Raw genomic sequence first — 16429 nt, forward strand, 5'->3', positions numbered from 1 at the left:
AAGTCGGAAGTAGTAAGGGTTGTTAGTTGATAGTTGATGGTTGATGGTTGATAGTCACTTTGACATTGTGCACCTGATACTTCCGATTTCCCACTTCCGACTTCCGACTTATGGTATTTATTCTTTTTTCTAGATTTGACAATTTTATCTACAATGAATATTCCTCAGTTTTCTATCCGCAATTATCAGCTCACGCTGACGCTTTTTGCCATGCTCTTGCTGGCTGGCTTAGCTTCTTTTCTGGGCATGCCCCAGCAGGAAGATCCGGTGCTGGATATCCCCAACACCCTTATCATTGCGGTTTATCCGGGAGCTAACCCACACGACATTGAGAGCCAGGTCGTCGATCCTATCGAAGAAGCGATCAAGGAACTTGATGACCTCAAGGAGTTGCGCACCGTCATCCGCGACGGGACGGCAGTGACGGAGGTGGAGTTTGAATTTGGTGTTGATGCTGATGATAAGTACGACCAAATCCAACGTCAGCTCAACCAACTGGGGGATGTGCTTCCGGACGATCTTTACAGTCTTGAAGCTCGCCAGATTAATACCAATACCGTAAACATATTTCAAATTGCCCTGATCTCCGACGAAGCCAACTACCGCCAACTTTTTCAGGAAGCAGAGCGCATTAAGACCAAGATAGAAACGGTCAACGGGGTTCGTAAAGTAGAAATCGAAGCCTATCCCGAAGAGGAAGTACGCCTGGCTTTGGATCCCGTAAAAATGACCCAGGCCAACCTGAGCATCGACGATATCGAACGCGCCATTGCCGGCACCAATGCCAATATTCCCGGTGGTGCCGTAAAGGTTGCCAACAAACTTTTCGCAGTCAAAACCTCTGGTGCCTACGAAGACCTGGAGCAGATTCGCCAAACCGTAGTGGGGGTCTACAACGGCAAAATGGTTTACTTGAAAGATGTCGCTGATGTTGATTTCAGCTACGAAGACGAGCGCTGGCTCGCACGATACAATGGCCAGCGCGCTATTTACATCAATGTCACCCAGAAAAAAGGAGTCAATATTTTTGATGTGAGTGAGCCCATAAAAACGTCCCTGGCAGCACACTCCCTCCCCGGTGACATGCAGGTGGCCTATGTTTTCGACCAATCAGTGGGCGTACAAGATCGTATCAGCGGCTTTATCGGCAATCTCGGGCAGGGTATTCTACTGGTAGGAATCATTATTTTTCTATTACTAGGTGTGCGTTCAGCTAGTCTGGTCATGCTGGCTATCCCACTCAGTATCATGATCGGCTTGCTCGTCGTCGATGGCATGGGCTATACCCTACAGCAAATGTCGATCGCTGGGCTCATCGTAGCATTAGGTTTACTGGTAGACAACTCTATAGCTATTACCGAAAACATCGAACGCCTGCTGGGCAAAGGCTACACACCCGCCCGCGCAGCCGCCGAAGGCACCCAACAATTGGTGACGCCCATTGGCAGTGCCACGCTTACTACCGTATTGGCTTTTGTGCCTATCGTGCTGATGCCCGATGTTACCGGAGCCTTTATTGCCGCATTACCCATTACGGTCATTGCCACCTTGCTGGCCTCTTACCTGGTTGCCATCATGCTCACGCCTTTCCTTGCCAGCCGTTTCCTCAAAGCGAGGCCTGAAAATCAAAAGAACAGCTGGCTATTCGAGCGCATGGGGAGCTTTATCCAAGGCCCTTACACGCGCACACTACAATGGGTCAACCGCAACAAATGGACTACCCTGAGCCTGGCTGGCCTCAGCTTTGTGGGTGCGCTTGCGCTGTTTCCGCTTGTGGGGGTCAGCTTTTTCCCCAAAGCAGAGAAACCCCAGATGCGCATCACCGTCAATTTGCCGAAAGGCACCAACTTGGATGCTACCGACCGTGCCGTCACTTACGTCGAACAAACGCTCCAGGAATACGACCAGGTCGACTACTATGCTGCCAATGTTGGCCACGGCAATCCACGTATCTATTACAACATCGCCCCTACCAATTACAGCAATACCTACGGAGAGCTTTTCGTCACGCTCAAATCTTATGAGGTCGACGAATTCTATGCCTTGCTCAGTGAATTGCGAACCCGCTTTGGGGAATATACCGCCGCCCGCATCGAAGTAAAAGAATTCGTCCAGGGGCCGCCCAGTAAAGCTCCTGTAGAAATACAAATCAAAGGCAACAACCTCGAGGAGCTGCAAACCATTGCCCGCCGCGTCGAGCGCATCGTTAAGCAAACACCAGGTGCCGTCAATGTTTCCAACCCTTTGCGCGAAAACAGCACTGATCTTCATTTCAGTATCAACCGAGACAAAGCCATGCTCTTTGGCGTCCCTCTCTTTACGGTCGACAAAACCATCCGCTCCTTCGTCAATGGCAATGCCGTAGGGGTTTTTCGTGACACCGAGGGCGAAGATTACAACATCGTGCTCCGCTACGAAGCTGGCGAAAACTTTCAACTCTCGGATTTTGACCGTCTGAGCATTCCTACCATGACTGGCAAGTTCCTCCCTCTCCGGCAGGTGGCCAATATCACCTTCGAAGAAGCCCCCAGCCAGATTGAGCACTACGACAACCAGCGCGTGACTACCATCCTCGCCGACCTCGAAAATGGCTACACCCTCGACGCAGTCATTGCCGACATCGACGCCCAGCTTGTTCAAGAAGAGTGGGTCAAAGATTACCCCTACACCTACCTCGGCGATTTGGCCAACCGCAACAATTCTTTTGGTGGCATGGGGGTGGCCAGTCTTTTGGCTATCTTGCTTATTATCGGAGTACTCATTATCCAATTCAAGTCGTTCACCCAACCGCTCATCATCCTTACGGCCTTGCCTTTAGCCATGATCGGTTCTATCTTGGCCTTGCTCTTCACGGGTATTTCTTTCTCCTTCACGGCTTTTATTGGTCTCACCAGCCTCATCGGCATCGCTATCAACAACAGCATTGTTCTGGTCGACTACGCCAATTCCGTCAGGGCCGAAGGGGCCACCATTGCAGAAGCCGCCATACAAGCCGGGCAGGTACGTTTCATTCCCATTGTGGCCACCACCCTCACCACTATCCTGGGGCTTTTACCCCTCACCCTCAATGGGGGCTCGCTGTGGGCACCTATGGGCTGGACCATCATTGGCGGACTCCTTACCTCAACCACCCTGGTCTTGCTGATCGTCCCCATCCTTTACCAGTTATTCACCCGCGAAGAGGTGGTAGCAAACTAGTTTTCCAAGCACCAAAGACATGTAAGTTTTTTTTTAGAATTTCATTTACTTCAGGACACTCTCTTCGGGGAGTGTCTTTTTATTGGGGCCGTGCCGGGAACTGACGTCTCTGGCAAAAGCACGCATATCATTAGTAAAAAACAAGCTTACATATTAAAATATTCATCATACAAACATTATGGCGATATTTTCGGAGTGTGTATATTTGGGCTATAGATTCCATGATTTATGATACGTGTCGTCGTGCTGTTTCTTTTGCTGTTAGCCAGCCCGCTTCTTGGGCAAAGGACAGGCGACTCCTCCCTGCTTTCCGTAAACGATGGACTGTCGCAGGGCATGATCTTCGACATTCAGCAGAGCCGCGACGGCTTCATGTGGATAGCTACGAAGGACGGGCTCAATCGCTACGACGGTTATCGCTTCACGGTCTATACCAATGATCCTTTCGATCCCTTTTCCATTGTTTCCAACGAGGTTTGGAAGATTTTTGAAGACAGCCGGGGCTGGCTCTGGCTAGCCTGCCCGGGAGGACTGGATGTGCTTACCCCCTCCTCTGAACGTTTTTTTCATATCCTTCCTGATTTGGAGGGCTACAATGGCGATTCCGTCACATTTACCGAAACTCCGGATGGGACGATATGGATGACCGTCACTGGTAAATGCTGGAAAATCGTAGTTCCTCCCAACTGTCTGGAACAGGCGGTCGCTACGGGTGATGCTTCTCCTGACCTGCCGGCTGTATTAATCGAACGTCAGGGCACCTTGTTCAGCACGATTTTTTTCACCGGGGATGAACGGCTGTTGGTGGGTAGTACCCAGGGGGTGTTTGAGGTGGACCCAAGCACCGGAACCCTTTACGAAAAGGTACTGAGCGGGATCTCCGTGGGCATCGTTGGCGAAGATGATCAGGGACGTATTTGGCTGGTTGAATTGGCACCCGATCTGGAGGGCCTTTTCCACCATGCAAAATACGATATGTGGCTCTGGGCGCCAGCTTCCGGACCACCCCAGCCGATAGCTTGCCTGCCTTACGGTCGCTTTCGCTTTGATCATCAGGGCAATCTCTGGGCCTGGAAAACCACTGATAATATTTTTCGAAAATGGACTCCAGACAAATTCCTCAGTGGAGCGGCTCCAGATCAGACCTGGATCAATGACCAACCTTTTAGTCAAAATTCCTCTTACTTTCCGACTACTATTGCTTTTGATCGTTCCGGCAATTCCTGGGTGGGAACCAATGGCTTCGGTGTCATCAAGATCAATTTCCAATATCCTGGATTCAACAGCTACCTGCCGTCAACCTCCCAGCGTATGATCACCGAAGGTCCGGACGGCAATTTTTACCTCCAGTCTGATCATCGTCAGCAGTACTCGTCGTATGCTTTCCAGCATGGACATCCCTCGCCCTGGGCAATTCCCAAGTCCATCTCAGAAAAGATCGCCGTCATTGTTTTCGACGGGCAAGGAAACTGTTGGGCCAATAAGGATGCTGACGTACTTTACCGTGTTGGCACATCTACCCAGCCCGGCAAACCTTACCCCTGGCAGGCACGGGGTTTGCTAGCCAGCCGTAGCGGCATGTTACTAGGCGTACGGGAGGAAGGGCTCCAGGTCTTTGATCCCGTCACAACCTATAGCCGTTTGGTCCCTTTTGACCGGCACCAATCGTTTCCGACCGACTTTCGGTATTCTCATTTCATGTATGAAGACCCGACCGGTACCTTATGGATATTTGCCTTCAGGGGATTGATAGAAGCCCGGCCAGCTGGCGACGGTTATGATTACCTGTACTATGAAAACAATTCGGCCGACCGCAATTCCCTGTCTAACAATACCATTCTGAGTGTTGCTGCCGACCCACTCGAACCTGCCCGCTACCTTTGGGTGGGCACTAAGGGTGGTGGGCTCAATCGTCTGGATCGGGAGACGGGCAACTTCCGACATTACAAGACCGAACAAGGCCTGCCTGACAACGTAGTCTACGGAATCCTGCCCGATGAGGGAGGGCACCTGTGGCTGAGTACCAACCGTGGCTTGTGCCGCTTCCATACCAAGGAGGAAACCGTCCGTAATTTTACGGTGGCCGACGGACTGCAAAGCAACGAGTTCAACCAGTCGAGCTACCTCCGCACCCGGGATGGTCACCTGGTGTTTGGAGGCATTAACGGACTGACGGTTTTTCACCCCGACAGCCTGCAGTTCAATGAGCGTCGGCCAGCCATGGCCATTACCCGGGTTTGGGTGAATAACCAACCAGCCAGCCTCCGGATCAAAGATGAGACGCAGGATTTGCCTCCCTTACTGATCCGAAACGTGGAGCAGGCGCTGGAACTGAAGCTGACGCACCGTCAAAATCTGGTCTCCCTGGAGTTTGCCGCTCTCGAGTTCTCCAATTCAGCGCGAAATCAATACCGCTACCAGCTGATTCGCCAAAAGGCCCTGCATAAAACGGAAACGGAAGCCTGGGTAGACCTTGGTTATGACAATCGAGTGCAGTTTGCCAACCTGCGGCCGGGCCGCTATACCTTTAAGGTGCTGGGCAGCAACAACGACGGCGCCTGGAGTGAGCAGCCGGCTGTACTTGCTTTCACTATTACTCCCCCCTGGTGGGCAACCTGGTGGGCCTTTCTGCTTTATTTTCTGCTAACAGGGGCAAGTCTTTATTTGCTCTATCGTTATCAGTTGCGCCAACGTCTGCAACTACAGGAAGCCGAACGACTGAAAGAACTGGATCAGTTCAAGAACCGCTTCTTCACCAATATTACCCACGAGTTTCGCACGCCGCTGACGGTCATTTTGGGGGTTACCAACCAGTTGCGCACGAAGGACAGCGCATTAACCCAGCGCGAATCACCGCACAAACTGGACCTGATCCGGCGCAACGGTGAAAATCTCCTGCGCCTGATCAATCAACTGCTCGACCTGGCCAAGCTGGAATCCGACGAGCTCCGGATCAACTACGTGCTGGGAGACGTGCTGCCCTATCTCCGCTACGTAGCCGAGAGCCTGCACTCCTTAGCCAATGTCCGCAATGTCATGCTCCAGGTCAGGAGTGACCATACTCCAATCATGATGGACTACGATCCTGAACGCCTGCAACAGATAGTGTATAACCTGTTGTCGAACGCCATCAAATTCACGCCTTCCGGCGGCCAGGTCATTCTGGAGGCCAAAGCAACAACCGATGAGCAACGGGGCCGCCATCTGATCTTGCGGGTAAGCGATACCGGGGTGGGCATCGCCGACAGTGATCTACCCCGCATCTTCGACCGCTTTCAGCAGGCTGATCATCTGGCCCAGGCTCATACTGGTGGTACTGGCATTGGTCTGGCCCTGACCCGCGAGCTCGTTCACGCCATGGGTGGCGAGATCAGTGTGGACAGCAAGCTGGGAGAGGGAACGATCTTTCAGGTAGTACTTCCTATCCACCGCCGTGCGCCAATGACTGCGCAGGGCGAGACCGATCCGGTAAATGAGGCTAAGGAATATCTACAGGAACTAGCTGCTAGCCCGGCAAACGCCAAGGACGGACGCCCCCAGCTTCTGATCATGGAGGACAACCCCGATGTGGTGGAGTATTTGTCTTCCTGCCTGCGAGACACCTATGAGTTAACATTTGCCTACAACGGCCGGATCGGCATCGAAACGGCATTGGAACAGGTGCCTGACCTGATCATCAGTGATGTGATGATGCCCGAAAAGGACGGTTTCGAAGTGTGTGATACCCTTAAGAACGATGAGCGCACGAGCCATATCCCCATTGTCTTGCTAACAGCCCGAGCGGGGGTGGAGGATCGCATTGCCGGCCTGCGGCGGGGTGCCGACGCCTATCTGGCCAAGCCGTTCCACGAAGAGGAATTGCGCGTCACGCTGGAGAACCTGTTCGACCTGCGGCGACGGCTTCAGCAGAAATACCAGGATACCGTTTTCGAGATCACGACAGCACCCACAACCACTGCATCCGCCGCTGACCCTGAAAGTGAATTTCTGGTGCGAGCCCGGTCAGCCGTCATCAAGCACCTTGCTGATGCCTCCTTCACCGTTGGCGATCTTTGCCAGGAACTGGCCATGAGCCAGCCCCAACTGCACCGTAAGCTGACGGCGCTGACGGGCAAGAACGCCACCTTGTTCATTCGTTCCCTGCGCCTCGCCCAAGCCAGAGAAATGCTGGTGGCCAGCGGGAAAAACGTCAGCGAAGTAGCTTATGAGGTTGGCTTCTCTGACCCCAAGTATTTCAGTCGGGTCTTCACCGAGGAATTCGGTCTGCCACCCAGTAAGGTGAAAGTTTAGTCGCCTATCCTATCCCCTCCCGGCACCCAATAAGGCCGCTAAAAGGAGGATTTTCCATGCCTGAATGCTGTGTCCACCCATTTGAATGGAGAATGGGAATGGACTCATCTGCCTGCCAATACCTTTGGAGGGTACACAGAAGCGCCTTTTTCGCGCTATTGCTAAACTCCAAAAATTTCAACAGGAAAATCCTTTAATGCCATGCAACAACTCAAACTACTTTTACTATTCTTTTTTTATCTGGCTATTAGTAGTCTTCCTTTACAGGCTGCCATCCGGTACGTAAAGCCAGTTGCCGCCGGATTGGCTGACGGCTCTTCCTGGGCCAATGCCGCTGCTGATTTACAGGCCATGATCAACGCTTCGGCTGCCGGCGATGAGGTATGGGCGGCTACCGGTACCTATAAGCCTACCAGTGGCACCGATCGTAACATAAGCTTTGTCATGAAAAACGGCGTAGCTATCTACGGTGGATTCCCCGGCATACCGGGGCAGGAAGGGAATTTCAGCGTGCGCAACTGGCAGGACTTCCCCAGTATTCTTAGTGGTGACCTAAACGGGAACGATGTCATTACCGGCAGTGGCCTGAGTTTGCAGATTATGAATGACAGTGATAACAGCTACCATGTCATTAATAATGCTTTTACAATGGCGGCCCCGCTGACGACTTCTGCCGTACTAGACGGGTTTACCATTACGGGTGGTTCGGCGACCAATTTTACGGCAGGCTACAATGGCGGTGGCATGTACAATATTTATGCTTCACCAACACTGAATAATGTTCGGTTTGAAGGGAATTTTAGCCTGCAAGCAGGAGGCGGAATGTACAACACGCTAGGAGCCTCACCGCATCTTCATAACGTCATATTTGCCCGAAATATAGCGAATGGTGTTAATTCTGGTGGCGGCGGTGGTGGTATATTCAACTGGCCTGGTTCCGCGCCAGTATTGAACAATGTTCATTTTTCCGGCAACCTGTGCTACGGCTCCTTTGGCGGGGGCGGTGTGGGTAACTACCAAACCTCACCTACCTTCAACAACTGTAGTTTTACGGGTAATTATTCCTTTCCCGGTGGAGGGGGAGCGGCAAACGTAGAGTCGAATGCTACGTATAAAAACTGCTTGTTTGCAGCGAATGGCACCAATTTTAATGGCGGCGCCGTTTTCAATCAGTTTACAACTCCTGTTTTTACCAATTGTACGTTCTACGGCAATACCGGTCAGAATACGGGTGGTATGCACAACAATTCCGGTGCTATTCCAGTAATTCGAAATTGTATCATGTGGGGCAATACGGGTAATATTAGCAAGACTTTCGATGGATCTGCTACCGCAACATATTCCATTTTAGAGGGCAACCTCTATCCCGGTACGGGTAACTCGAATACCATGCCCACTTTCGCGAATACCGGTAACCCTATCGGTCCTGATAACCAATGGGGGACGGCCGACGACGGTCTGCGCTTGCAGCTTTGCTCTGCAGGGCTCAACCAGGGGGATAATGCGAATTTGCCCGCGACCGATTTTGCCGGTAACACCCGTATCTTCAATAGCACGGTTGACATGGGGGCTTACGAATTGCAGGAAGTTTCTGGAGCGTTCCAAACCTATTATCAGGACCAGGACAATGATACCTACGGCAACCCTGCTACCGCAATGGATGCCTGTGTGCCGATACCTGGTTATGTGACCAATGGCTCTGATTGTGACGATAACAACCCCAGCATTAATGTTTCCATGAACTGGTACCTCGATGGTGATGGTGACGGCTTTGGGGACGGTGCTCCCATTTTCGACTGCCAGGCTCCGGGGCCTGATTATGTGCTGCGAAATGGCGACTGTGACGATGCCAACGATGCAATCCATCCCAACGCTACTGAGGTTTGTGATGGGGTGGATAACAACTGTAACACCCTTACCGACGAGGGCGTGTTGTTGACTTTCTACCTCGATGCCGACGGCGATGGCTTTGGCGAAAGCAGCAATAGCCAGTTGGCCTGTAGTGCTCCCATGGGCTTCGTGGCCGATAATACGGATTGTAATGATGATGATCCTCTCGAAAAGCCAGACCAGGTCTGGTATAAAGATATCGATGGTGATAACTACGCTGAAACAGGAGCCGCCACAATTACCCAGTGTACGCGCCCTAATGGCTATAAGGCCGGGAGTGAACTGAGTGCCACCACCGGCGATTGCAACGATAATGATGCGACAATCCATCCGGGTACTATCTGGTATCAGGATACTGATGGAGATGGTTATTCCAATGGCGCAACCCTTATGCAATGTGCGCAACCCAACGGCTATGCGCTGGCCATTGCGTTGACAGCCACTACCGGCGATTGTGATGACAATGATCCTGATATTAACCCGACAACCATCTGGTACAAGGATACAGACGGCGATGGATATTCCGATGGGCAAACACTGGTTCAATGCGCCCAACCTGTCGGCTATGAACGGGCCATCTATCTGACGACTATCGGAGGCGACTGTGATGACGATAATGACAACGTCTATCCCGGCGGTACCGAAATTTGTGACAACCTCGATAACAATTGCGACACCCAAATCGACGAAGGCCTCAACTGCTGCCCCGCTACCAACATCCTCTACGTCAACGACGATGCCGTCGGCAACAACAATGGCACCTCCTGGACAAATGCCTTCACCGACCTGCAGGATGCTCTGGCGCTGGCAGGTAACTGCAATAACGTGACGGAGATCTGGGTCGCCGAAGGCACCTACAAGCCTACCAGCGGTACTGATCGCAATATTTCCTTTTCTATGAAGAACGGGGTGGCGATCTACGGAGGCTTTCCAGACGGTGGTAATCCCGGGCTGAATGACCGCGACTGGGCCGCCTACGCAACTATACTGAGTGGCGACATTGGAACATTAAATAACAACAGTGATAATACCCGACGAATAATTTCCAATTCAGGGCTCAACAGCTCCGCAGTTTTGGATGGCTTCGTAATACAGGATGCGAGCAACGATGGAGGCTATTCTCCATCTGGAATAGGAGCAGGTATTTATAATTCAAATTCCAGGGTTACAATTCTGAATTGTATTGTGCAGAACAATTCTGCTGGAAAAGGAGGAGTAGGAGAAGTTGAGAATTCAGCTACAACTTATAAAAATTGTTTGTTCTTAAACAACACTGCGTTAATTGGTGGGGCTTTTTTCGTCGAGAGAAGTAACCCGGTATTTACCAATTGTACCGTATATGGAAATAGTGCAGAGCTCTATGGAGGGGCTTTTGGTAATAATCTACCTGGAGGCTCCGTATTAAAAAATTGCATAATTTGGGGTAATACAGCAAGCTCGTTCAATCCAATCTGGAATAATCAAGGAGCTTCAACTACCGCAACTTACTCTATCATCCAGGGAGGCTATTCCGGCACTGGCAACCTGAACGAAGATCCCCTCTTTCTGGATGCTACCAACGGCGATCTGCGCCTGCAACCTTGCTCTCCGGCCATCGATGCGGGTACGAGTAGCGGTGCTCCCTCCAATGACCTGGACGGCAACCTCCGCCCAGTCAACAACGGCATCGACATGGGTGCCTATGAGTTTCAGGATGCTCCCACACCGGTTGTCGCCGCTTGTCAGGAACAAACCGTCCATCTCGGTACCGATGGCTCCGTTTTTCTCCATGCCTCGGCGCTAGATGATGGCTCCACCGGCTGCGGTACGCTCGTCTTTACCGTGGACAATGCCAGCATGCTGAACTACAACTGTTCGAACCTCGGGCCCCATACCGTTACGTTGACCGTGACCGATGAGCGTGGGCAAACGGCTAGCTGTTCGACCACAGTTACCGTGGAGGATAATAGCATCCCTTCCGTCAGTTGCAGCCCAGACGTTACGATCTACACCTCAGCCGGCGGGACCGGGGATTGTTTCGCGAACTACGAAATTCGATATACCCTGAGTGACAACTGTGGTTCGTCTATTTCAGCGAATGAATACGTCGTGAACTCAGATGGAAGCGTGCTGCGGGATGTTACTTTACAATTGGCTCAATACAACGTTGTGTCGGCCATCGGGCTACCCGTGGGAGACAATACGATCAGCATTACACCAACTGATGGAAGTAGTAATGAAGGCGTAGCCTGTTCTTTCACCGTGACGGTTGTAGACGATGAAGCCCCCATGGCCACTTGCCAGAACGTAATGATTCAGCTGGATCATACCGGCAGTGGTTCCACTACGGCTGAAGCGGTTAACAGCGGCAGCTACGATAACTGCGGTGTCGCTTCCCTGGCACTCAGTCAGACCGCTTTCGACTGTTCGCATCTTGGCGACAACACGGTTACCCTTACCGTGACGGATATTAACGGCAACCCCGCCACCTGCCAGGCGATAGTTTCGGTATTGGGTGAGGTCAGTGCCTCCACCATTTGGTACCTTGATGCTGATAACGACGGCTACTACACCGGCAACGGCATTATGCAATGTACGTCTCCCGGTCCCGGCTATCGGTACGAAGGACTGTCCGGTGACGACGACTGTAATGACAACAATGACGAGGAGTTTCCCGGCCAGACCTGGTACATCGATGCGGACGGCGATACCTATGGCGGCTCCACTATGATCAACTGTGAACGCCCTGAATATGGTTTTCTTTTGAGCGAACTGAACGGCACCGGTACCGATGACTGCGAAGACGGTGACGCTACGATCAACCCCTCCGCCATCGAAGTCTGTGACGGCATCGACAACGATTGCGATGGCTTTTTCGATGGCGATGATCCAGACTATATCGACAATACGATGCCAAGCCTGACTTGCCCGGCCAACATTGACCTGCCGATGGACGACGGTCTCTGTGGCGCAGTCGTCACCTGGACCGCCCCTACGGCTATCGATAACTGCGACGCCAACCTCGTTCCAACCCAAAGCCTGGGACTGACCAGCGGCTCCTTCTTCGGCGAAGGCACCCAAACCATCGAATACAGCGCCACCGATGCTGCCGGGAATACCGGTACCTGCTCTTTCTCGGTGACGGTGCAGCCTGATGCCGAGATGCCAAGCCTGACTTGCCCGGCCAACATTGACCTGCCGATGGACGACGGCCTCTGCGGTGCAGTCGTCAGCTGGACCAACCCTACGGTGATCGACAACTGTGACGTAAATCTTGTTCCTACCCAAAGCCTGGGACAGACCAGCGGCTCCTTCTTCAGCGAAGGAACCCAAACCATCGAATACAGCGCCACCGATGCCGCCGGGAATACCGGTACCTGCTCTTTCTCGGTGACGGTGCAGCCTGATGCCGAGATGCCAAGCCTGACTTGCCCGGCCAACATTGACCTGCCCATGGACGAAGGTTTCTGCGGCGCAGTCGTCAGTTGGATCAACCCTACGGCAACCGATAACTGCGACGTAAATCTCGTCCCAAACCAAAGCCTGGGACAGACCAGCGGCTCCTTCTTCGGCGAAGGAACGCAGACGATCCAATACTCGGTAAGCGATGCGGCAGGTAATGCGACCAGCTGCTCTTTCACCATCACAGTACAGCCTAACACCATACCGCCCAGCATTAGCTGCCCAGCCGATATAACGGTCGAGTGTGGTGAAGCTACTGAACCCACAGCCACCGGTGAAGCTACTGCATCTACCATCTGTGGTGTGCCCACCGTCACCTGGACGGATGACTTCAGTGCTGCTTGTGGTAACACCGGTGTAATCACGCGCACCTGGACGGCTACCGATCAGGATGGCCTGATGAGTACGTGTGAGCAAGTCATCACCATTGTAGATACCCAGGCACCAAGCATCACTGGACCACTGGCCAACGGCGCTACCATAGATATGGAGTGTAACTTGCTCGATCCGAACTGGACCGCCTTTGAGGACATCACAGCTGATCTGTTGCTGGAAGATGCCTGTACCGCGGCTGAGGATATTACACTAGCCTACGAGGAAGAGCTGATTGAAGAAGGCATTTGTGGAGTCTCTGACTTCCTGAGCCTCTGGCGCCGCAGCTGGACGGCTACCGATGCCTGTGGTAACAGCAGTACCTATACCTTCTTCGTGCGGATTATAGATACCCAAGGCCCAGCCTGGACGTACTTCCCCACAGATGTGGAGATTGCTTGCACCGATAATGTGCCTTTCCAGCAAGCTACGGCGGAAGATGGTTGCTCAACTACTGAGGTGTCCTATGAGGATGAAATTATCCCCGGTGATTGTGCGGGCAGCTACACGGTTCGCCGTCGTTGGACTGCCGCTGATGGTTGCGGCAACGCTACGATCAATGACCAGTTGATTCATGTGGATGACCATACCGCACCGCAGATTCGCTTGATCGACGAGTATGTTAGTAATTACAGCGATGGTCAGGAAGTCTACGTGGACTGTGGGCAATACGGTAAGATCATTGAACTGGCCTACGCCGCCCGTGCTGTTGATGACTGTAGCGGTGAAGCTGAAGTCATCTTTACGTACGAAGATTTCGGCCTGTTCAACTGTGCTGAGTTTGGCTACATCGGCCACCTGACCACAACCTGGAGCAGCACCGATGATTGTGGTAACAGCAGTACAGTGTCGCTAAACTGGTACCTGACGGACAATACCGCCCCTACTTTCCAGGGTGTACCAACGGATGCCTGTGCCAGCACTCTGCCTCCTGTACCAACGGTAACGGCAGTGGACGACTGTGAGTTTGCCGTAGTAGAATTCTACGCATCTGACCCCATCGACTGTGAGGGTGGCCAGTACGTAGAACGCACCTGGACCGCTACGGATGTTTGTGGCAATACCACCAGCTATACCCAACGCATTACACTAACGAGTGGCGCAGAGCCAAGTATTACAGTAGACTATCCAGGGCTGCAAGGACTGCCGAGTGGTAGCACAGCTATCCTGGAGGCCGACTGTGTTGAAGACGGTGAAGTAGCTGTACCCAACTTGCGTAGCTACGTGGTCGTGAACGGTGGTTGTAGTGCCGCCTCTGCCAGCACTGATCTCATCCTTTTGCAGGAAGGCGAATGCGCCACCGATGGTTTTCTGGCCCGCTATGCCTTGCGTATTAGCGCCCGTGATATTTGTGGTAATATTGGTGAATACGAACTCTTTATTGAATTTGTTGACACTACACCACCCTCGATCAGCGGCCCCGCAGAACTGACGGTATCCTGTGGGGAGGACATTCCAACGGTAAGCGCTATTGACGGTTGCAACAGAAACCCCAGCCTTGATTTTGTGGATAGCGACCCCATCGAAGCCAGTTGCCCCGATAGCCCACGCAGCTACGAACGGCACTGGACCGCTACGGACAAGTGTGGCAACACCAGCACGTTTACGCAGCTTGTCACCGTACTGGATGACCAGGGGCCGGTACTGTACAACGTACCCGCTGATGCCTGTAATAATTTGATCTTGACTAGCCCAGTAACGGCCTACGATGAATGCTCCGGTACTACCGTACCCGTAAGCATGACCCAGACTACGGCCAATGTGAACGGCTGTGGTCAGGTACTGACCCGCACCTGGAGCGCCAGCGATGCCTGTGGCAATGTAAGTACGGCCACCCAACAGGTCTTCTTTATCGACAATCAGGCACCGCGTCTGAGCTTTGCCCATCCGCTACTGGTAGGACTGGAAGATGGCGATGAACTCGTACTCCCCATCAGATTTGAGTTTGGCAATCCGCAGCAACCTTATGACTTTGGTCAAAACGCCATTGCGATTGAGGATAACTGTGCCGTCAACCTCCAACCAACTCTTGAAATCCACAATTTGCCAGCCGAAGATTGTGCTGCCTTTGGGTATCTGGGGCAACTGATCCTGCGTTGGAGCGTCGTCGATCCCTGTGGCAACGAAAGCAGTATTTCTCTGACCGTACTTTACGAAGACACCTACGGACCAGATATCTTTGGAGTACCAAACGACCTGACGATCTACTGTGAAGATCCCATCCCGGCTCCGGCAGCAGTTTGGGTAAAAGACGATTACGACACCGATGTTGTCACCGTCTTTACAGAGCAGTACGTGGATATTGAGCAAGGCCTACGCCTGGTGCGCACCTGGACGGCTACCGATGATTGCGGTAATACGACGGTAGCTACCCAGTATATTGACATCGTCGACAACATGCTGGATTATACCTTTTCTAATCACGAATGGGTAAACTGCAACAGTAGCCAAAACCGCATCGGCATTCAGGTAGAAGGGGGTACAGCACCGTACACCTACAGTTGGGAAATGACTGGAGGTGCAGGTTTCATCACCTCCGACCCCACCCGAGCTATGGTGCGCTTTTCGATGGGCTACAGCACGCAGCACTTCACGGTGACCGTTACGGATGTAAACGGCTGCCAGCGAGTCTGTACGACCAGTGTAAGCTGTCAAAGCGGAACGAATACGTTGTCCCTACAAGGCGGCGGTGGCCAAAATCTGAATGACTTCCAGCTGTACCCAAACCCGTCGGATGATTACACCATCCTACGGACCGCAGAAGCAGCGGAGGAAATTGCGACGGTAACTATCTACAGCATGCTGGGGCAGGAGGTATTTTGCCAGCAGATGACCTACTGGCCAGTCGAAGGATTAAGGTTGGATACGAGCCACTACCCCGAGGGTACCTACATCCTTCGCATCGATCTCAAGGGTCAGGAACCCATCACAAAAAAGGTAGTAGTGCAACACCGCTAGAAATTAAATAAAAATGAACGTTAGTCATCCCTAGTTTTTGGAGATGATACAACAAAAGGGCCTTCTGTGTAAATTCGAAGAATTATCGTACGCTTCGAAAATCACAGAAGGCCCATTTTTTTACAACGCTTATTAGGCAATCCGGCTCATTCTCCTAATCAGTCATTTACTTACTACTTGGGTAAATTGATGTTTTTTCCAGCTCCTTTCTTCAACAACTTGACGCTTGGATCGACAAACGTCCGGCGCGTACCGTTTTCGGTCTCTTCGTAGAGATGCT

Annotated in this window: 3 protein-coding genes; all 3 read left to right on the forward strand. The window is 52.3% G+C overall.

Annotated features, from left to right (window positions below; all coding sequences use genetic code 11):
- Positions 1-153 precede the first annotated feature (153 nt).
- The 3 genes from AB0L18_RS02880 (at position 154) to AB0L18_RS02890 (ending at position 16149) form a co-directional block, all read left to right on the forward strand.
- A complete protein-coding gene (locus AB0L18_RS02880) occupies positions 154-3198 on the forward strand; it encodes an efflux RND transporter permease subunit (protein ID WP_367391078.1) in 3045 nt (1014 codons plus the stop codon).
- Between the two features lie 228 nt (positions 3199-3426).
- Entirely contained in the window at positions 3427-7488 is a 4062-nt protein-coding gene (locus tag AB0L18_RS02885) for an ATP-binding protein (protein ID WP_367391079.1), read from the forward strand.
- A gap of 201 nt (positions 7489-7689) precedes the next feature.
- Positions 7690-16149, forward strand: coding sequence for an HYR domain-containing protein (locus AB0L18_RS02890; protein ID WP_367391080.1), 8460 nt, complete (start codon positions 7690-7692; stop codon positions 16147-16149).
- Positions 16150-16429 lie beyond the last annotated feature (280 nt).

This window comes from Lewinella sp. LCG006 (assembly GCF_040784935.1).
In the GTDB taxonomy this organism is placed as follows: Bacteria; Bacteroidota; Bacteroidia; order Chitinophagales; family Saprospiraceae; genus Lewinella.

Bases quoted from the DNA above. Each gene is read 5' to 3' on its own strand.
- AB0L18_RS02880 (WP_367391078.1), top strand. From the start codon at position 154: ATGAATATTCCTCAGTTTTCTATCCGCAATTATCAGCTCACGCTGACG.
- AB0L18_RS02890 (WP_367391080.1), top strand. From the start codon at position 7,690: ATGCAACAACTCAAACTACTTTTACTATTCTTTTTTTATCTGGCTATT.
- AB0L18_RS02885 (WP_367391079.1), top strand. From the start codon at position 3,427: ATGATACGTGTCGTCGTGCTGTTTCTTTTGCTGTTAGCCAGCCCGCTT.